This window comes from Stutzerimonas stutzeri (assembly GCF_013522825.1).
Taxonomy (GTDB): Bacteria; Pseudomonadota; Gammaproteobacteria; order Pseudomonadales; family Pseudomonadaceae; genus Stutzerimonas; species Stutzerimonas stutzeri_AK.
In genome coordinates this window covers 50,683-69,296 of the sequence record NZ_JAAMQZ010000012.1, presented here as the reverse complement: position 1 = coordinate 69,296, position 18,614 = coordinate 50,683, and the positions used below count along the sequence as shown (strand labels likewise).

General features: G+C 62.8%; 15 protein-coding genes and 1 pseudogene. 12 read left to right on the top strand and 4 right to left on the bottom strand.

The features are described 5' to 3' along the window. The first annotated feature begins 17 nt into the window (after nucleotides 1–17). The 5 genes and pseudogenes from G7020_RS09725 to G7020_RS09705 all read left to right on the top strand — a co-directional run bounded on the left by G7020_RS09725 (nucleotide 18) and on the right by G7020_RS09705 (nucleotide 5,172). Complete coding sequence (locus G7020_RS09725) at nucleotides 18–791, top strand: SDR family NAD(P)-dependent oxidoreductase (protein WP_058151136.1); 774 nt, start codon at nucleotides 18–20, stop codon at nucleotides 789–791. Nucleotides 792–803: 12 nt separating this feature from the next. Beyond that, nucleotides 804–1,634, top strand: coding sequence for an SDR family NAD(P)-dependent oxidoreductase (locus tag G7020_RS09720; protein ID WP_100548559.1), 831 nt, complete (start codon nucleotides 804–806; stop codon nucleotides 1,632–1,634). A 4-nt stretch (nucleotides 1,635–1,638) separates the two neighbouring features. Beyond that, nucleotides 1,639–3,288: pseudogene (locus G7020_RS09715) on the top strand (AMP-binding protein). Between the two features lie 97 nt (nucleotides 3,289–3,385). Further along, nucleotides 3,386–4,720, top strand: coding sequence for an MFS transporter (locus G7020_RS09710; protein ID WP_100548558.1), 1,335 nt, complete (start codon nucleotides 3,386–3,388; stop codon nucleotides 4,718–4,720). Next, a complete protein-coding gene (locus G7020_RS09705) occupies nucleotides 4,720–5,172 on the top strand; it encodes a PaaI family thioesterase (RefSeq protein ID WP_100548557.1) in 453 nt (150 codons plus the stop codon). The genes G7020_RS09710 and G7020_RS09705 overlap by 1 nt, the downstream gene beginning before the upstream one ends. A gap of 16 nt (nucleotides 5,173–5,188) precedes the next feature. Here the strand turns inward: G7020_RS09705 and glcE are convergent, their stop codons facing one another. Further along, nucleotides 5,189–6,235, bottom strand: a complete 1,047-nt coding sequence (gene glcE, locus G7020_RS09700; RefSeq protein WP_100548556.1) for a glycolate oxidase subunit GlcE — start codon at nucleotides 6,233–6,235, stop codon at nucleotides 5,189–5,191. A 137-nt stretch (nucleotides 6,236–6,372) separates the two neighbouring features. On the opposite strand from glcE, the gene G7020_RS09695 reads away from it, so the two are divergent. Further along, nucleotides 6,373–7,236: an acyl-CoA thioesterase gene (locus G7020_RS09695; RefSeq protein WP_100548555.1), complete on the top strand. Its 864-nt coding sequence runs from the start codon at nucleotides 6,373–6,375 to the stop codon at nucleotides 7,234–7,236. 59 nt (nucleotides 7,237–7,295) lie between these two features. Here G7020_RS09695 and G7020_RS09690 read toward each other — a convergent pair whose 3' ends face one another. Both G7020_RS09690 and G7020_RS09685 read right to left on the bottom strand, forming a co-directional pair. Continuing rightward, the gene (locus G7020_RS09690) at nucleotides 7,296–8,153 is read right to left on the bottom strand and encodes an alpha/beta fold hydrolase (RefSeq protein WP_058151148.1); all 858 of its coding nucleotides are present in this window, start codon (nucleotides 8,151–8,153) and stop codon (nucleotides 7,296–7,298) included. 19 nt (nucleotides 8,154–8,172) lie between these two features. After that, complete coding sequence (locus G7020_RS09685) at nucleotides 8,173–9,798, bottom strand: AMP-binding protein (protein WP_100548554.1); 1,626 nt, start codon at nucleotides 9,796–9,798, stop codon at nucleotides 8,173–8,175. 237 nt (nucleotides 9,799–10,035) lie between these two features. Between G7020_RS09685 and G7020_RS09680 the strand changes: the two genes are divergently transcribed. The 6 genes from G7020_RS09680 (at nucleotide 10,036) to G7020_RS09655 (ending at nucleotide 17,850) form a co-directional block, all read left to right on the top strand. After that, nucleotides 10,036–11,220 carry a thiolase family protein gene (locus tag G7020_RS09680; protein ID WP_100548553.1) on the top strand — a complete coding sequence of 395 codons (1,185 nt, stop codon included), beginning with the start codon at nucleotides 10,036–10,038 and terminating at the stop codon, nucleotides 11,218–11,220. An 83-nt stretch (nucleotides 11,221–11,303) separates the two neighbouring features. Further along, nucleotides 11,304–12,500 (top strand): ABC transporter substrate-binding protein, encoded by a 1,197-nt coding sequence (locus G7020_RS09675; protein ID WP_058151153.1) that lies wholly within the window; start codon nucleotides 11,304–11,306, stop codon nucleotides 12,498–12,500. Nucleotides 12,501–12,597: 97 nt separating this feature from the next. Next, the gene (locus tag G7020_RS09670) at nucleotides 12,598–14,250 is read left to right on the top strand and encodes a GMC family oxidoreductase (RefSeq protein WP_100548552.1); all 1,653 of its coding nucleotides are present in this window, start codon (nucleotides 12,598–12,600) and stop codon (nucleotides 14,248–14,250) included. Nucleotides 14,251–14,267: 17 nt separating this feature from the next. Then, on the top strand, nucleotides 14,268–15,758 hold the full coding sequence (locus G7020_RS09665; protein WP_100548551.1) for an aldehyde dehydrogenase family protein: 1,491 nt from the start codon (nucleotides 14,268–14,270) through the stop codon (nucleotides 15,756–15,758). A gap of 83 nt (nucleotides 15,759–15,841) precedes the next feature. After that, complete coding sequence (locus G7020_RS09660; protein WP_100548550.1) at nucleotides 15,842–16,609, top strand: enoyl-CoA hydratase-related protein; 768 nt, start codon at nucleotides 15,842–15,844, stop codon at nucleotides 16,607–16,609. 53 nt (nucleotides 16,610–16,662) lie between these two features. Next, entirely contained in the window at nucleotides 16,663–17,850 is a 1,188-nt protein-coding gene (locus G7020_RS09655) for a CaiB/BaiF CoA transferase family protein (protein ID WP_258189290.1), read from the top strand. A gap of 105 nt (nucleotides 17,851–17,955) precedes the next feature. Here G7020_RS09655 and G7020_RS09650 read toward each other — a convergent pair whose 3' ends face one another. After that, nucleotides 17,956–18,606 (bottom strand): TetR/AcrR family transcriptional regulator, encoded by a 651-nt coding sequence (locus tag G7020_RS09650; RefSeq protein ID WP_058151162.1) that lies wholly within the window; start codon nucleotides 18,604–18,606, stop codon nucleotides 17,956–17,958. Nucleotides 18,607–18,614 lie beyond the last annotated feature (8 nt).

Here is an 18,614-nt window from a genome sequence, read left to right as displayed (position 1 = left end):
AACAAGAGGTCGATGCCATGCAATTAGCAGGCAGGAATGCGATCGTCACCGGCGGTGCCCGTGGCATAGGCGCCAGCGTGGTGCGTGCCTATGTCGCCGAGGGTGCGCGGGTGGTGTCACTGGATGTCCTGGACGAGCAGGGCCGAACCCTGGTCGCGGAGCTGGAGACCAGCCATCCCGGCCAGGCCCTGTTCCACCATTGCGATATCGCCGACAGGGATCAGGTGGATGAAGCCTTCCGCCTGGCCGTGGACTGGCTGGGCGGGCTGGATATCCTGGCCAATGTCGCGGCGGTGGAACGCACCGCGCCTGCCGAGCACATCGAGCAGCCGGACTGGGACCTGATCTTCGACGTCAACGTGCGCGGCACCCTGCACACCAATCAGGCGGCCTTCCCTCATCTGAGGGATAGAGGCGGTCGCATCATCAACTTCGGCTCCGCCGCCGGCCTGGGCGGCATGCCCGGGGCTGCCCACTACGCCGCGTCCAAGGGCGCGGTACTGGCCTGGACCCGCACCCTGGCCCAGGAGTGGGCGCGCCATCGCATCACGGTCAACGCCGTGGCACCGATGATCTGGACCCCGATGTACGACGCCCACCGGGCCAAGATGAGCGTCGACGAGCTGGCCGCCCATGATCAGATGCTCAGTCGCATCATTCCCTTGGGCGGAAAATTGGGCGACGCCGAACAGGACCTGGCACCGGTGATGGTCTTTCTCGCAGGGGAGGGCTCACGTTTCATCACGGGGCAAACCCTCTGTGTGGACGGCGGCACTGTGCCGGTTCGCTGAGGGAGACGAGTAATGCACGAATTTTCCAACAAGACCGTCGTGATTACTGGGGCGGCCAGCGGCTTGGGCCTAGCGATGGCTCGGGTCTTCCTGCGTGAAGGCATGCGCGTGGTGCTGGGCGATCTACCGGGACCTGCACTGGACGCGGCGCGGGACAGCCTGGCAGGGCTGGCCGGTGAAGTATTGGCAATCCCCGTGGACGTTTCCGATGCTGATTCGGTGGAGGCCCTTGCCCGTCAGGTAGATGCCATCGACGGGGCGGACATCCTGTGCAACAACGCCGGCATCACCGGTGACCGGCCACGCAACAGCTGGGAGCACGACCCGGGCAACTGGCGGCGGGTGCTGGACGTCAACCTGATGGGCGTCATTCATGGCCTGCACAGCTTCGTGCCACGCCTGCTGCGTCAGGGCCGCCCGGCCCATATCGTCAACACCGCCTCGATGGGCGGTTTGCTGGCCATTCCCTATATCGCGCCCTATGTGGCGGCCAAGTCGGCCCTGGTGGCGGTGTCCGAGTCCCTGGCCCTGGAACTGGCCGGCGAGGGGGCGGGCATCGGTGTCTCGGTACTCTGTCCCGGACTGGTGCGCACCGGCCTCACCAGGCCGGGCCGCGACCATCCGCTGTCGCGGGTGGCGCAGCCTTCCGCCGCTGCCCTGGCTTTCCAGCAGGGCACCCAGCAGGCACTGGAGCAGGCGCGCCTGAGTGCCGACGACGTGGCGGAGCAGGTGCTCGCCGCTATCCGCGAACAACGCTTCTATGTGCTGACCCACGAAGGCTCACTGGCGCTGGCGGGGCAGCGCTGGCAACGCCTGCTTGGCGAATACCCATCCGGAGTCTGAAACCATGAGCTTTTCCACCCAACTCAACGACAAGGCGCTGCCCGGCTGGTCCGTCGGTCAGATGGATACCGTCAACGACGTGGTGCGCCGTGCGGCGCGCGAGCATGGCGACCGCCAGTTTCTAGACGTGTTGGGCGATACCTACAGCTTCGCCGACATCCAGCGCGAGAGCTGCTGGCTGGCCAATGGTCTGGCGACCCTGGGCCTGGTCAAGGGCCAGACGGTAGTCACCCTGATCGACAACAATGCTGACGCGGTGCTGCTCTGGTTCGCCCTGAACAAGCTGGGCGCCATCAGCGTGCCGGTGAACACCGCGCTCAAGGGCGACTTCCTACGCCACCAGATCGCCGATGCCAGCGCCGAACTGGTGATCGCCGAGACCGAGTACGTCGAGCGCATCGCCCTGGTGCAGGAGTCGCTACCCGGTCTCAAGCACATTGTCCACCGTGGCACCGCACCCGCGGCGGACTTCGGCGGGAAGACGCTGCTTGCACTGGAGGCGCTGCGCAGTGACGACGCCAGTGATCCTCAGGTCGAGGTGCTGCCCAGCGATCTGACCATGCTCATCTATACCGGCGGCACCACCGGCCCATCCAAGGGCTGCATGATCAGCCACAACAACGCCTGCAACGAGGCACGGTAGATCATCGAGGCTCACGGGCGAACGCCTGACTCCATCACCTGGACGCCGCTGCCTCTGTTCCACCTCAATGCCACGGTCACCACCATCCTGTGCAACCTGATGATCGGCGCCCGCTCGGTGATCTATCCGCGCTTTTCGGTCTCCGGGTTCTGGGCCGATATCGAACGTAGCGGCGCCATCGAGGCCAACCTGCTGGCCTCGATGGGCCCGCTGCTGGCCGACGCGCCGGACAACGAAGCGATGAAGCGCTGCTACGGCCAGCTCGACAAGGTCTATTCGGCGCCGTTCCTGCCGGAACTGCAGGCACGCTGGCGCGAGCGCTTCGGCGTGCGCTACACGGTCGGCGGTGCCGGTTTCGGCCTCACCGAGTGCGCCATCGTCACCATGCTGCCCTTAGGCCAGCCGGACAAACCCAACTGCGCGGGGCGTCGCTGTGACTCGTTCGATATCCGTGTGGTCGATGAGCATGACGTCGAGCTGCCCTATGGCACGCCCGGCGAGCTGATCGTGCGCCCGCTCAAGCCCCATGTGATGTTCGAGGGCTACTGGAACCGCCCGGCCGACACTCTCAAGGTTATGCGCAACATGTGGTTCCACACCGGCGACATCGGCAAGATGGACGAGGATGGGTTCTTCTTCTTCCTCGACCGCAAGAAGGACTACATGCGCCGTGGCGGCGAGAACATCTCGGGTTTCGAGATGGAACGCAGCTTCCTCGTCCATCCGCAGATCGAGGAGGTGGCGGTGCATGCGGTGTTCTCGGAACTGTCGGAAGACGAGGTGAAGGTGACTGCCGTGCTGCGCGAGGGCAGCACGCTCAGCGAAGAGGAGCTGTGTCGCTGGGCCATCGAGCGTGTGCCGTACTATGCGGTGCCGCGCTATATCGAGTTTCGCGACGAACTACCTCGCAGTCCGGTAGGGCGCATTCTCAAGTACCGCTTGCGTGATGAGGGGGTGACCGAGAGCACCTGGGATCGAGTCAAGGCCAATGTCACTTTTGACAAGCGCTGACGAAATCACCGAGAAGGCAATAAATAAACAAGTGTCATTTATTGCCTTTCTCTGTATAGAATCGGGGAAAACAACAAGAGCACTGTGGAGCTTCCATATGTCGCAATCCCAACCGAAATCCGCTCCTTCACTGGCGATCGACCTTACCGAATTCCGCCAGGGCTGGCGGATCCTGATCCTCTCGCTGTTGGGGATCGGCACTTCCGTCTCGGTCGTTCCGTTGTACTCCTTCGGCTCTCTGGTTCTGCCGCTGCAGGAGGGGCTTGGCTGGTCTCGCGAGGAAATCCAGCCGGCCATCTCCTTCCTGCTGGTCGCCACCATCATCGCTGTGCAGATCAGTGGCTGGCTGATCCGCCGCCATGGTCTGCGTCCCGTGGCCATTATCTCGCTGATCACGTTGTCACTTTCCTATTGGCTGATCACCTTCATCACCGAGGTCTGGCAACTTTATGCCTGCTACACCCTGATGGCATTCGCCGGGATGGGGACGACCATGGTGACCTGGACACAATTGGTCAACCTCTGGTTCGAGCGCAATCGTGGCCTGGCGCTGGCGATCATTCTCTGTGGTACCGGCAGCGCAGCATTGATTCTGCCTCCGCTGCTCAGCTGGGCAATCGAGCTGGCAGGCTGGAAGGCCGGCTTCTGGATTCTTGCGTTGCTGCCGTTGCTGATAACCACGCCTCTATCGATTTTCTGGATACGCAGTGACAGTCCGGCCAGCGCCGCCGTCACCCGTGCCGTGGGCGGGCCGCTCGGTCTTGGCGGCTTGTCACTGAGCGAGACGGCCCGTTCGCTGCGCTTCTGGTTGTGCAACGTCGCGCTGCTGCTGTCGGTCACCGCAATGGTCGGCATGGTCACCAGCACCATTCCGATGCTGCGCGACAAGGGTCTATCGGCTAGTGATGCGGCGATGGCCTTCAGTGTCTACGGCGTATCGTTGATTCTCGGGCGGGTGGTAGTGGGTTACTTGGTCGATCGGCTGTGGGCGCCTGGCGTGGCCTTCGTGGTGCTGGCTATGCCCGCGGTGGGTTGTCTGATGTTCTCTGTGGTGGATACCCACCTGCACAGCCTGATGCTGGCCTCGGCGCTGGTAGGCCTGGGTGCCGGGGCGGAAATGGACATCGCGGCCTTCCTCATGGCGCGCTACTTCGGCATGCGCGACTACAGCAGGATATTCAGTCTGCATATGGGCTTCATTGGTCTGGGGGCGGCTCTGGCACCGCTCTACTTCAACTATCTCTTCGCGCAGTCCGGTTCCTATTCGGGACTGCTGCTGCACTGCACTATCAGCTTTGCCCTGGGGGCCGTACTGTTGCTGCTCATGGGACGCTATCCGGATTTTGGCAGGCCTCTGGAGCGCAAAGAACATGGTGAAGTGGAGAATGACAGCATGGGATCTCCGTTGCGGAGCCGGGGTCAGGAGGCGTGATGTCGGATAGAAACGCACAGGAGCTGAGCAGCTTCCTGGAGAGTGTCGACCCTTTGCTGGGAATGGATCCGCTGCTTACGCATCTGGAAATCCTTGGCGCTCCATCGTTCGATGAGCGCGGTGCGCAGCTGCGGCTCAGGCTCAAGAACTTCCATATGAATGGTGGGGCGTCGGCTCATGGCGGTTTGATCATGACCATACTGGACGTGGTTCTGGCCTGCAGCACCCTGGGCCAGGGTAGTGGTCGTAGCTGCGTCACCGTGGAGATGAAGGCCAACTTCATCCGCCCAGGAGGTGGGGTGGGTGATTTGCTCATTGCTCAGGGTTTCCTGCGGGCCAGCGGTAAATCACTGGCATTCTGCGATGGCGAGGTGCGCAACGAGCGGGGCGAGTTGCTGGCCACCGCCACCGGCACCTTCAAGTATGTCAATCGCAAGCTGCCGGCGGTATGAACCATCCGGGCTGCCGTCAGTCGGCGAGCGTTCCGAACAGCCGATGCGGATCCAGGTGCTCCTTGAGTTCAAGGAACGGCTGCGAGCGGGTCGTTGGGTTGTGCCGTAGGGGGAGTTCCGTTGCGCCGGGGGTGAAGCCGCTGGCATAGCCACCGAGCCGCTCGGCAAGACGGCGCACCGCCGCGGCCGGGGCATCGCTTTTCAGCCAGCGCTGGGCGCCGCACCAATCGAGCAGTATGGCACCCGGCAGCTCCGGCGATAGCGGCGCATCCTCAGGCAGCGACAGGCGCCAGAGCGGCCGAGGGTCGCGGAAAAAACCTAATTGGTGTTCACGCAGCTCTTCCCAGAAATTGGCGTTGGCTTCCAGCCCACCCAGCTGATCGCTGGCCTTGCGAACCGTAGCCGCACTGCCTTCCAGGCGCAGGTAGAGGGCGTCTCCGGTATGGCAGAAGGCGCTGATGGGGGAGGCGCATAGCCGCCATTTCCTCATCAGGGAGAGGGCGAAGCCGCGCTCGATCTCCAACCTCAGCGTCCGGCTACACGCCGGCTTGGCACGGACTTTCAGGCAGATCTCGGTAAACAAGCCCAGTTCGCCGAGGCTTCCCGCCAGCAGTTGGCTGGGGTTGCCGACCAGTATCGACTCCGTCGCGTCGATACCAAACCCCCGCTGACGACCCAGGCCATCGATCAGCCTACCTCCCAGCAAGTGCTTGCCTACCGCTCCCGCCCAGGGTTGACGTGGGCCGGCCAGGCCACAGGCAACCATGCCGCCTACCGTGGCCGTTGGCGCAAAACTCGGTGGCTCGAATGCCAATGTCAGCCCTTTGCCGTTCAGAGCCTGGTTCAGCTCCGCCAGTAGAGTCCCCGCGCGGGCCCTGATTGTCATCCGTTCGGCATCGAGATGGAGAATGCCGCTATGGTCGCGGCTGTCGAGTTCCGTCGCCTGATGTGCCTGGTGCAGGAACCTCTTGCTCTTGCCGCCCCTGATGTATACGGGAGTGCGACTGTTCAGTGCACTCCTGACGGTGTCGACCAGTCGGTCGCTGGCATCCTGATCGTTCATGGGAACCGCAGCAGTTGATTCAATAATTGACTAATTGTCAGTTTATTGGGTAGTGTCGAGGTCAACAAGAGATAAGTTGGGTGGCCCCGTCCGCTGCTTGGGAAGAATGATGGGCATCTCGGGAGTACGAGTCTTTCATGATGGTTTTGCATACGGAGTCACCTCTGGCCTGGGGCCAGAAGCAGTTGGCAGAGTTATTCCAACTAGGCCGACAGTCTGCGTCCGTTTTCACCGCCGATATCCATGACATCAACCTGAACGGCCGGGTGTTTGGTGGGCAACTGCTGGGGCAGGCGCTGATGGCGGCCAGGCAATGCTGCCCGAACAAGGAACCGGCCACCTTGCACTGCCTGTTTCTGCAAGGGGCCCGAGTGGATCTGCCCCTGCAATACGTGGTGACTCCGCTGCAGGATGGCAAGCGGTTTACCAGCCTGCATGTGGCCGGACGCCAAGGCGAGCGCAAGGTTCTGGACGCCCAGGTCAGCTTCCAGGCGTCCATGGCGGGCTTCTTCCATATGGAGATGGCCGATGACCTGCCCGGGCCGGATGAGCTACTGCCCATGGATGAACTGCCGGGTGGCGCCTGGGGGCGTTTCGAGAAGTCCTGTCTGGAGCTACGAATCATTGAAGCGGAGCACTACCTGCGGCGATCTCCACCGGTTCCTGCGGTCGCCTACTGGGTGCGTTTGCGCCACAGTTTACCGGACGACCCCGCCATTCACGCCTCGGCGTTGGCCTATCTCAGCGACTTCTGGATCAACAGCGCGGCTATCAGCTATCACGTCCCCCTGGATGACGCTCGGGAGCGGCTGTTCATCGCCAGCCTCAACCACTCGCTCTGGTTCCACCAGGCCTGCCGCGCCGACGATTGGCTGCTGTTCGTCTGCGAAAGTGCCAGCATGCAAGGGGGGAGGGGGCTGACACAGGCCCGCGTCTACGACAGTTCGCGGCGTCTGGTGGCTTCCACTGCTCAGGACTGCCTGGTGAGTGAGCGTCAGTAGCCGATGGATGCTGGGCCATGACGCTGGCCGCCTGGTTCCGGACCATGGAGCGAATGCGCTCAGGGGAGGGGCAATGGATGATGTCGTTGCAGAAACTCGATAATGGCTCCGTTGAACAGATCGTTCTTGTCACCAGCGACCATGTGTCCCGCGCCCTCGATATCGACGAAGTCGAGGTGTGGCAGCATTTCGCGTAGCTCTCGTACACCCTCGGGGCTGACCACGTCGCTCTGCCGGCCACGCACCAGTAGCGTAGGAATCTCGACACCGCTTGCGGCGGCCTTCATCTGCTGGCCGATCCGCGTGACCTTCTCTAGGTGGTTGCCTTGCATGAAACGCGGATCCCAGTGCCAGTACCAGCGGCCATCGTCGCGTTGACGCAGGTTCTTGCTGAGACCGTTGAGATCGCGCGATGGGCGTCTGTTCGGGTTGTAGGCGGCGACTACTTCGGCGGCCTGCTCCAAGGAGGCGAAGCCTTCCGGGTGCCGGGTCATGAAACCGATGATGTGCTCGATACCTTGGATTTCAAGGCGTGGTGTGACATCTACAAGAATGAGCGCCGAAGCGAGGCCGGTATGGTGTCCGCAGGCGATCAGCGACTGCACGCCACCCATGGACGCGCCCACCAAGGCGGGGCGTTCGCCAAGAGTGGCGATGACGGCAAGCAGATCGTCGACCTGCGCGTCTGTGCTGTAGTCACCGTCCTCGGGCCAGTCGGATTCGCCATGGCCGCGAGCGTCCAGGGAAATCACCCGATAACCCTTGGCGGCTAGTACCTTGTGTGCTCGCGCCCAAGAGTGGCGGGTTTGCCCGCCACCATGGAGAAGGATCACCGGGGGAGCGCCTTTCGGGCCCGAGACATCCGCCGCCAAGCGGTTGCCCGAGCCACCTGTGAAGTAGGTGCTTGTTCCTGTCATTTGGTTCCTTCCAGCACCTTCAGCGCTTATTGAGCTTGAAACCGGCCTTTTCACGATCCCAGGTGGTGGTGGTGACGCCTTCGTCACGCAGCTGGAACTTGTAGACGCGACCCAGGGGGCTCTTCGGCAGGGCGCTGCGGAACTCGATATAGCGCGGCACTGCGTAGTAGGGCATCTGTTCGGCAGCCCAGTGGCACAGGTCTACCTCGCTCAGGCTGGTGTCCGGCTTGAGGGTGATGGTCACCTTCAGTTCATCCTCGCCCAGATCGGAGAGCACTGCGTGGGCGGCCACTTCGTCCACAGCCGGATGCTGGAGGAAGGCGCTTTCCACCTCGAAGCTGGAAATGTTCTCGCCACGGCGGCGCAGGTAGTCCTTCTTGCGGTCGAGGAAGTAGAAGTAGTCATCCTCGTCGAACATGCCGATGTCGCCGGTGTGGAACCACATGTTGCGCATGACCTTGAGGGTATCTTCCGGACGCTTCCAGTAGCCCTCGAACATGATGTGAGGCTTGCGCGGACGGACGATGATCTCGCCGGGGGTGTTGGGCGGCAGTTCGTTGTCGTGGTCATCGACGATGCGTACGTCGAAGTATTCCGTGTTGCGCTTACCGGAGCTGTTCGGCCGCATCGGCGTACCGAATGGCAGGATGGTCGGCAGCGAGCATTCGCTCAGGCCGAAGCCGCCGACAACGGTGTGGGTGACGCCGAAGCGCGTCTTCCATGCCTGCTGCACTGGTTCCGGGAAAGGTGCGCCCCATACGCCTTTGATCTGGCCGTAGCAGCGCTTCATTGCGTCGTTGTCCGGCGCGCCGGCCAGCATCGGCATCATCGCCGCCAGCAGACCCACGTCATTGGCACCGGTACGTTCGATTTCCGGCCAGAAATTGGACACCGAGAAGCGTGGGTAGATGGCGACCTGGGCGCCGACCATCATGTTGCACAGGACGCTGGTGGCCACGGCATTGAAGTGGAACAGCGGTAGCGGCGTCCAGGTGATGGTTGTTTCATCGCGATTGGTGATCATCAGCATCTGTCGCGCCAGGCTGCACGTATAGTTGTGGCTGATCATGCAGCCTTTGGACGGGCCGGTGGTGCCACCGGTATAGATGAGCATGGCCAAATCGCCAGGTTGCACATCAACCTCGGGTTCGCTGGTGTCGTCGCTGAGCAGGCCGGCCCAGGGTAGCAGTTGCTTGTTAAACACCAGGTCGGGCGTGGTGCCGCGATAGACCAGGGTTTCCAGGTTGGGCAGCTTGTCGGCGATGTTGGCCACGCGCTCGGCATAATCGTGTTCGGCGATCACTACGGCAGCATCGGCGTCGGATACCTGATGGCGCAGGAAATCGCCCTTTAGTGCGGTGTTCACCGGCACGCTTATCGCGCCGAGCTTGTTGATGGCGAACCAGATGACGACGGCGTCGGCCGAATTGTCGAGGATGGTGACGACGGTCTGACCTTTGCTCACTCCCAGGCCTTTTAGCCCATTGGCCAGGCGGCAGGCAGCCCGGTTCAGGTCGGCGAAGCTGTAGGTCTCGCCAAGGAACTCGAGGAATTGGCGGTCGCCGTACTTCTCCGTAGAGCGTTGCAGTACGGCGTTGATGGTGTCGACCTGATCAGTGCTCCAGCCGGGTTCGCGTGCTGACATATATCTGGACCTCGATGTTGTTTTTGTAGGCGCTTCTCGTCGAGCCTGGGACGAGAAGCCGTTCCGCTATCATCCCGCAGTCGGTTTTGCCGCATTGATTGCGTGAGCTATCCTTAGAAAAACTGACTGTTTGACATTTTTTAGAGTCTGCCGCAGTCTGGATGGGGGGTCAATACTCTCTCGAGTGGCTCCTGGGAACCTGCCCGAAATCTGATAACAAGCAAAAGAGGAAGCTCCATGGTGTCGGCTCTGGAACGAACAGCGATCATTTCCGGGATTGGCCAGTCGGCCGTGGGGCGCAGGTTGGGGCGCACGGGGTTGGATCTTACTTTGGAAGCCATTCTCGCAGCATTGACGGATGCAGGGCTCGATCGCAGCCAGATAGACGGAGTGGCCAGCTGGCCGGGCTATCGTGCCGACATGCCGGCCTTCTCGCCGGTTTCCATTGGCCAGGTCAAGGAAGCCTTGGGCCTGGAGCTGAACTGGTATTGCGCGGGCAACGAAGCCACCCAGATGAGCGGTTTGATCAATGCCTGCATGGCTGTGGCCTCGGGTCAGGCTCGCCATGTTCTGTGCTTTCGTACCGTAACCGAGTCCAGCGCCCTGGCGCAGGGTGTGCGCTCCAGCACTGTGGGGGGCTCGGCGCCACGGGTATCCGGTTTCGGTGAGTTCTTGGTGCCGTTCCAGGCCACCTCCGCCGCCAACTGGGTGGCCCTTGCCGCCAGCCGTTATTTCCATGAATTCGGTACCCGCCGGGAACAGTTGGCGGCCATTGCCCTGAACGCTCGGCGTAACGCCATGCTCAACCCCAAGGCGGTCTATCGCGACCCGCTGAGCCTCGACCAGTACATGAGCACCCGGATGATTTCCACGCCGCTGTGCCTGTTCGACTGCGATGTGCCGGTGGATGGGGCTACCGTGCTTATCGTTTCACATCGTGACACGGCGCCGGATCTACGCAGCAAACCGGTGTTCGTCGAATCCATCTGTGGCCCGTTCAGTGGCCGGGATGCCTGGGATCAGATGGATGATCTCACCCGTTACAGTGCCGAAGCCTGTGGCAAGCGTCTGTGGAGCCGAACCGACTACAAGCCGGCCGATGTGGATGTGGCCGAGCTGTATGACGGCTTCAGCTTCCTCACCTTGCTCTGGCTGGAGGGATTGGGCTTCTGCGGGCGGGGCGAGGCGGCGGCCTTCGTCGAAGGAGGCCAGCGTATCGCCCTCGATGGCGAACTGCCCCTGGCGACCCACGGCGGTCAGCTATCGGCCGGTCGCCTGCATGGTCTTGGCCATGTGCACGAGGCGGTGGTGCAGTTGCGTGGCGAGGGCGAGGCGAGGCAGGTGCCAGGGCAGCCGAAACTGGCCGTGGCCAGTAATGGCGGGGGGCCTCTGGCTGGTGCGGTACTGCTGTCGCGTGAGTGATTCCTGATTGCTCGTGCAATACGACATGAGCGGATGGAAAAGATCCTGGATAACCATAAAAACAAAAGCTCAAGGAGACGGGCATGAGAATCCTGATCGCCGTATTGTCTTTTTTTGGCCTGCAACTGCAATCGCTCGCCGCCGCGCCCCTGGTGATCGGTCTTAGTTACCCCAGTACCGGGAGCTACAAGTGGGAGGGGCTTTCGCAAAAGCGTGGGGCGCTGATGGCGGTAGAGGAGATCAACCGCGAAGGGGGCATTCTGGGGCGGCCACTCAAGCTGGTCAGCCGCAACAGTGGCGCCACGCCCGATCGGGCGGTGCAGAATGTCGAGCGCCTGGCGGCTGATGGCGCCGTGATGTTGATGGGGGGTGCGTCCAGCGACGAAGTCATCGCCGCCGGCGAGCGCGCGCGCAAGCTGCGCTTGCCGTACTTCGTCCCCACCGCCTATGCCAACCGGGTGACCGGGCGTGCCGGCCACGACTATCTGTTCCGTGAAGGCGCGAGCGCGCGGATGGCCAATAACCTGCTGATGGAGTACCTGGAAACCACGTTGCCGGGAACGCGCTACTTCATCATCACCGGCGACGATGTCATCCCCAGTGGTCGCAGCAGCGACCTGGACGTGGCTTCGCGCAGCCGCGACCGGTCGACCCGGGGTCACTACCGCGAGGCGCTCAAGCAGGCGGAGCAGAGCAATGCCGATGTGCTGATTCTGATGCTCTACGGCACGGACGTGGTGAATGCCATGCGCATGGTTCACGACCTGCGGCTCAACGAGCGCATGCAGGTGGTGGTGCCCAACCTCAGTCAGGACATGGTCGAGCAGGCCGGACCGGCACTGATGAGCGGGGTGATCGGTACCGATACTTGGACTTGGCGGGTGCCTGAGCGTGAGGGTAATGATCGTGGCAAGCGCTTCGTCGCCGACTACATCGGGCGCTACCAGGGTTACCCGTCCAGCGCTGCCGCGTCGGCCTACGGCATCGTGCGGCAGTGGGCCGATGCCGTGGCGCGTGCTGGTACGACGGAGTCGGCGGCCGTGATCGCAGCCTTGAACGACCACACTTATCGCCTGCTCAAGGACGAGCAGAAATGGCGTGCCCTGGATCACCAGAACCTGCAGAGCATGTATGTGGTCAGGGTCAAACCGCGGGCCGAGGTCATCAAGGACGAGCTGAAACAGGATTACTTCGAAATCCTCGACTGGATGGAGGGCGAGGTAGCTGCGCCCACCGAGAAGGAAGTGCGCTGGGAGCGTAGTCCCGAAGGGCCGGAATGATCCCTTGACTTTGCTGTGAAAAGGCATTGGTGCAGGCGTAAAACTGATGATATGTTACTTGCTGGTAACGTAAAAGAACAAGAATCAGGTACCTGCCATGCAAGAGCAATATGACTTCATCATCGTTGGTGCAGGCTCGGCCGGTTGTGTGCTGGCCAACCGGCTGTCCGCCGATTCCGGCGTTTCCGTTCTGCTGGTCGAGAGCGGCCCTGCCGACACCGACCCGATGATCAGGATGCCGCGTGGCATCGGCAAACTGCTGGTCGCGGGCAACAGGCATGTCTGGGATTACCAGATCGATCCGGGTACCGGCCAGCCCGAAGAACTGTGGCTGAAAGGCCGTACCCTGGGCGGCTCCAGTTCGATCAACGGCATGGTCTATGTGCGCGGCGCTCCGGCCGACTATGACGCCTGGGAGGCTGCCGGTTGCGTTGGCTGGGGCTGGAAGGATATCGGTCGGCAGTTCGTTGCCCTGGAGGATCACCAGCTCGGTGCTGCGCCGTGGCGTGGCGTCGGCGGCCCGCTCAAGGTCAGCATCCATCCTGCCGGCTCGCCGCTGTGCGAGGCGGTGATCTCCGCCGCAGAGCAGTGCGGCACGCCACGGGTAGCCGACACCAACGATGTCGCCACAGTGGAGAGCGGCGCGTTCGGCTACCAGCCGCAGAACACCTGGCACGGCCAGCGCTTCAGCGCTGCGCGAGCGTTCCTGCAGCCCATCCGCGGGCGCGCCAATCTCACCGTGCTGACTGCCACCGATGTGCTGAAAATCAACTTCACCGGCACGCGCGTCGCCAATGTCAGCCTCAGGGACAAGCGCGGCACGCGCGAGATCGGTGTTGGCCGCGAGGTGATCCTCAGCGCTGGTGCCATCGAGTCGCCAAAACTGTTGCAACTCTCCGGCATCGGCCCGGCGCAACTGCTGCGCCAGCATGGCATCGACGTGGTCGCCGACCGTGCGCAGGTCGGCCGGAACCTGCGCGAGCACGTCTGCCTGCCCCTGCAATACCGGGTGCGCAGCGGCAGCCTCAACCGGGCCTTCCGTGGCCTTGGCCTGCTGGGTTCGCTGTGGCAGTACTACACGGCCAGCGGCGGCCCGCTCAGCCACGCCGCGCATGAGGCGGGCGGCTTCGTCAGGACACGCCCGGAGGTCGAGCGTGCCGATGCGCAGATCGGCGTCAGCCTGCATTCCCTGGCGGTGGCCAGGAACAACCAGGTGGTGCCGGAAAAGGAGCATGGCCTGACTTTCTACAGCTACTTCACCCGTCCCGAGAGCCAGGGCGAACTGACGATCCGCAGCGCCGATCCCGCCGCCGCGCCGGCGATCAAGGCCAACTACCTGGCATCGCAGGTTGATCGAACCGCCGCCGTGGCCCTGATCCGCTGGGTGCGCAGGCTGGTCGCACAGCCGGCGCTGGCAGCGCTGGTGGTCGAGGAGCTTGTGCCTGGCCCGCAGTACCGCAGCGACGAGGAGTTGCTCGAGGCGGCACTGCGCATCGGCCGAACCGCCTACCACGTCGCTGGCACCTGCCGCATGGGCGGCGATGCCGATTCGGTGGTCGATCCCGAGCTACGTGTGCGCGGGGTGGAGGGCGTGCGGGTGGTCGATACCTCGATCATGCCGACGCTACCCTCGGGCAACACCAATGCACCGGCCATGGCCATCGCCTTGCGCGCCGCGGAGATCATCACTGCCGGCCTGGCCAAGCCGGCCGACGCCACTCGCCAGGTCTTGGCGCAACTGCACGAATAATCACAAGAGAGACAGCCATGAGCATCGCTTTTACCGATATCCAATCCTTCTACATCGATGGCGAATGGGTGCAGCCGACCGAGGGCTACGAGCCGGTGATCAACCCTGCCACCGAGGAAGTCATTGGCGAGGCACCGCTTGCCGGTCGCGCGGAGCTGGACCTGGCCCTGGCGGCGGCGCGGCGGGCCTTCGACGAAGGCCCATGGCCGCAGCTGCCAGTCGAGGCGCGGATCGAGGCGATCCGCCGCCTGCGCGCGGCCATCGTCAAGCGCGAGGCGCTGATCAAGCAACTGCTGACCGCCGAGGTCGGCGCGGTGCAGATGCTGTTCAACAGCGCCCAGTACAACGGGGCGCTGGAGGCCATCGATTATGCGATCCAGCTGGCGCAGCGCCTGGAGCCGGAAGGCGTGGCCATCGAACTGAAACCCAATCCTTTCGACCCCGCCGCTGGAGAACTGCTGGGCTCGGGCATCGTGGTGCGCGAGCCGTATGGCGTGGTGGCGGGGATCACCCCGTACAACTACCCCTTCCTGCTCAACGTGGTGAAGGCGGTGCCCGCGTTGCTGACCGGCAACACCGTGGTGCTCAAGCCCTCGCAGTTCACTCCCTTCTCCGCCCTGTTGCTGAACGAGATCATCATCGAGGCGGGGTTGCCGCGTGGCGTGCTCAGCGTGATCAATGGCGGCCCTGATCTCGGCGCCATGCTCAGCGAGGACGCGCGGGTGGACCTGGTGACGTTCACCGGCTCCGACCAGGTTGGCCAGGCCATCCTGCGTCAGTCGGCCGGCACGCTGAAGAAAGTCCACCTGGAGCTGGGCGGCAAGTCCGCGCTGATCGTCCGCCATGACGCGGACATCGCCAAGGCCGCCGCCACCGCCGCCTTCAGTATGTCACTGCATGCCGGGCAGGGTTGCGCGCTGCTGACTCGCTATATCGTGCATAACTCGATTCGTCCGGCTTTCGTCGAGGCGGTGAAGGCTACCCTTGGCTGCCTGAAAATCGGCGACCCGGCGGATCCGACCGTAGTGGTCGGCCCGCTGATCCGAGAAAGCGCGCGGCACAAGACTGAGCGGTTCGTGCAGGCCGGACTGGATTGCGGGGCTACGCTGGTCTACGGTGGCCAGCGTCCGGCACACCTGACGCGCGGTTTCTTCCACGAGCCGACGCTGTTCGACAACGTCGACAATGCTTCGGTGATCGCCCAGGAGGAAGTCTTCGGCCCGATCGGCGTGGTGATCGGTTTCGACAGTGACGAGGAGGCGATCCGCCTGGCCAACGCCTCGAAGTTCGGCCTCAGTGGTGCGGTGATGTCCGCCGACCGCCCGGCGGCTTTCCGCCTGGCGATGAAGCTGCGTACCGGCGGGGTGGCTATCAACGGTGGCACCGGCGACTTTTTCGTCAAGGCACCGTTCGGCGGCTATAAGCACTCCGGTATCGGGCGTGAGCTGGGCAAGGATTGGCTCAAGGAGTTCCTGCTGGAGAAATCCATTACCTATCCGATTGGATGAATTCCGGCGGGGCCAGGCGGCCTTGCCGTGGCTGCTGGCATTCCGCTCGCAACGAAACAAGAGCATGAGTTTATGGAGGAGACATGTCCATTCTGTTGCGTAGGCGCGAGGGTTCTATCGAGATACTGACCCTTAACCGACCCGAGCAGCGCAATGCCCTGACGCCCGAATTAATGGAAGAGCTTTCCAGCGCTTTCGAGCAGGCCCAGCATGCGGACGAAGTACGCGTGGTGGTGGTGACGGCGTCAGGAGACAGGGCATTCTGCGCCGGCATGGACTTGAAGGCCTTTGCCGCTGGCCCAGGCGATCGCGTGCCCCGTTCCACCGCATATTTCGAGGCGTTCATCGAGGGACGCTTTCCCAAGCCGATCATCGCTGCGATCAATGCCACGGCGGTGGCGGGGGGGCTCGAGTTGATGATGGGATGCGATCTGGCAGTGGCTTCACGGGACGCGAAGTTTGGTCTTCCCGAAGTGAAATATGGCCTGTTTCCCGCCGGCTCCGGTGTATTGCTTCCGGCAAGAGTTCCATTGGCGATTGCCCTAGAGCTCGCGCTGACTGGCGACAGCATCGATGCTGAGCGCGCTTACCAGTTGGGCTTGGTGAACCGTGTGGTGGAGCCGAACGCGGTGCTGGACACGGCACTCGAGCTGGCACGACGCATTGCCGAAAACGCTCCGATGGGGCTGGCCGTGAGCAAACGCCTGATGTGGGCATGTGCGCAGGAGGGCATAGACGCCACCAGACCCCAGGTGAAAGAGTCAATCGACCAAGTATTCAACAGCGAGGATGCGTTGGAGGGGGCTCAGGCCTTTGCCCAGAGGCGCGTTCCGCAGTGGAAGGGGCGCTAAGCACCGGATGATGAAGGCATGATCCTGCCAACGGAGGAGCTATGTACGACTTGATGAGCGGCATTCGCGTGATCGAGGTGGCCGAGCATACCTATGTGCCGGCCGCAGCCATGGTTCTGGCCGATTGGGGGGCAGATGTGATCAAGGTCGAGCGTGCCCAAGGGGGCGATGCCTCTCGCCACATGCGGCTGCCGGGGGCAGACGGAAGAGTCAACCCGTTCTTTGAAACTGGCAACCGTGGCAAACGTGGAATCGCCCTGGATCTGACCCAGGAGGTGGGGAGGGAGCAGCTGTATCGTTTGATAGAGGAGGCTGATGTTTTCCTCACCAATATGCGCGCCGATGCGCGGATGAAGCTGGGCATCGAGCCGGCGGATCTGTTCAAGCGCAACCCGAAACTGATTTATGCTCGTGGCAGCGGCTACGGTTTGCACGGGGCTCTGGCCGGCGATGGCGGATTCGACTATCCCTCGTCATGGTGCCGTTCTGGGGCTGGTTTCAATCAGACCCTGCCCGGCGAGGCGCCTCCCAAACAACCAGGCTCTATTGGCGATCTCACTGGCGGCGTGACTCTGGCGGGGGCGATTGCCGCAGCGCTGTTCCGGCGCGAGCGAACGGGCAAAGGCGCAGTGGTGGACAACGCCCTCTACATGGTCGGAACCTACCTGATGTCACAGTCGCTACTGGCCACCAGCATCGGCGTGCCGACCATCCCAGTCGAGCGGCAGGCGGAAAGCTCCTTTGCCCTGGCCAACAACTACCGCACCCGCGACGGCCGCTGGATCGCCCTGTGCCTGCTGATGGAGAAGTGGTGGCCGGATTTCGTCGCGCATATCGAAAGGCCAGAGCTGCTCGACGATCCGCGCTTCAAGGATGCCGCCACGCGTCATGTGAATTCCCAGGCCTTAGTCATGGAGCTGAATGAGGTGTTTGCCACTCGTGACTACGCCGACTGGTGCACCCGTTTCAAGACGCTGGAAGGGGTCTGGGCCCCGGTTCAGAGTCCGGCGGAGGTGCTCGCCGATCCCCAGGCTCTGGAGAACGGCTTCGTCAGCCCGGTAGATGTCGACCAGGCTGGGCAATATCTGGTGGGGGTGTCGCCGGCACAGTTCGATGAGAAACCGATTGGCAAGTTGAAGGCGGGGCCGCGCTTCGCTGAACACACCGACGAAGTACTGCGCGAGATCGGCGTGAGCGATGCCGAATTGGCCGCCCTGCGGGCAATGGGGGCGATCCGCTGAGCATCTGTTCTAATCGCGGCGGTGGGCAGCAGGCTAACTCGCCTGTTCCTATCCGTCATCGTGGTAGTGCGCTAGGTGGGGGCTACCCGCCTATTTTTCGACGACCTATCGGCCGTCTGTGCCTTCGTTTGTCGTAGGGGAGTACCCCGCGAGGAAGAAACGCACCAGTTCGCGTAGGTACGGCTCGACCTTTTCATCGGGCACGACCACCCCCAGCAGGCGTTCCAGAGGGCGTCCGGTCAGTGTCGAGAAGATGATTGCCCCCTCGAGGGTGTCCGGCATGCGGGTCACACGGCTGTCATTGAGCCATTGAAAATAGGCGGTGATAGGCCCCATGAAGCCTTTCATCACAGTTTCGCGAAAATGTAGGATCAACTTGGGGAACTTGGCGCTTTCCTGGGCGCCGAGCCGAGTCATGGCGATCACCCTGGAGGAGCCCAGCTTTTCGTGGAATAGGCGCGCCAAGTCATACAAGGCGTCCGCGACTGGCCGGGACGGATCGAGGAAACTCAGGTCCAGCTCGAAATCTTTGGCCATGTGATCGAGCGTGGCCTTGAATAGTGCTTCCTTGCTTGGATAACGCCGATACAGGGCCGGTTTGGTGGTTTCGCTGGCAGCGGCGATGCGCTCGAGATTTGCGTCGGTGTAGCCATATTCAAAGAACTCCGCGGCGGCTGCCTCCAACAGAGCGGCATCGAGCTGCTTGCGGGGGCGCCCTTTGGCTTTGGTGGTTGCAAGGTGTGCTTGGTTGGTCAATGGAACAC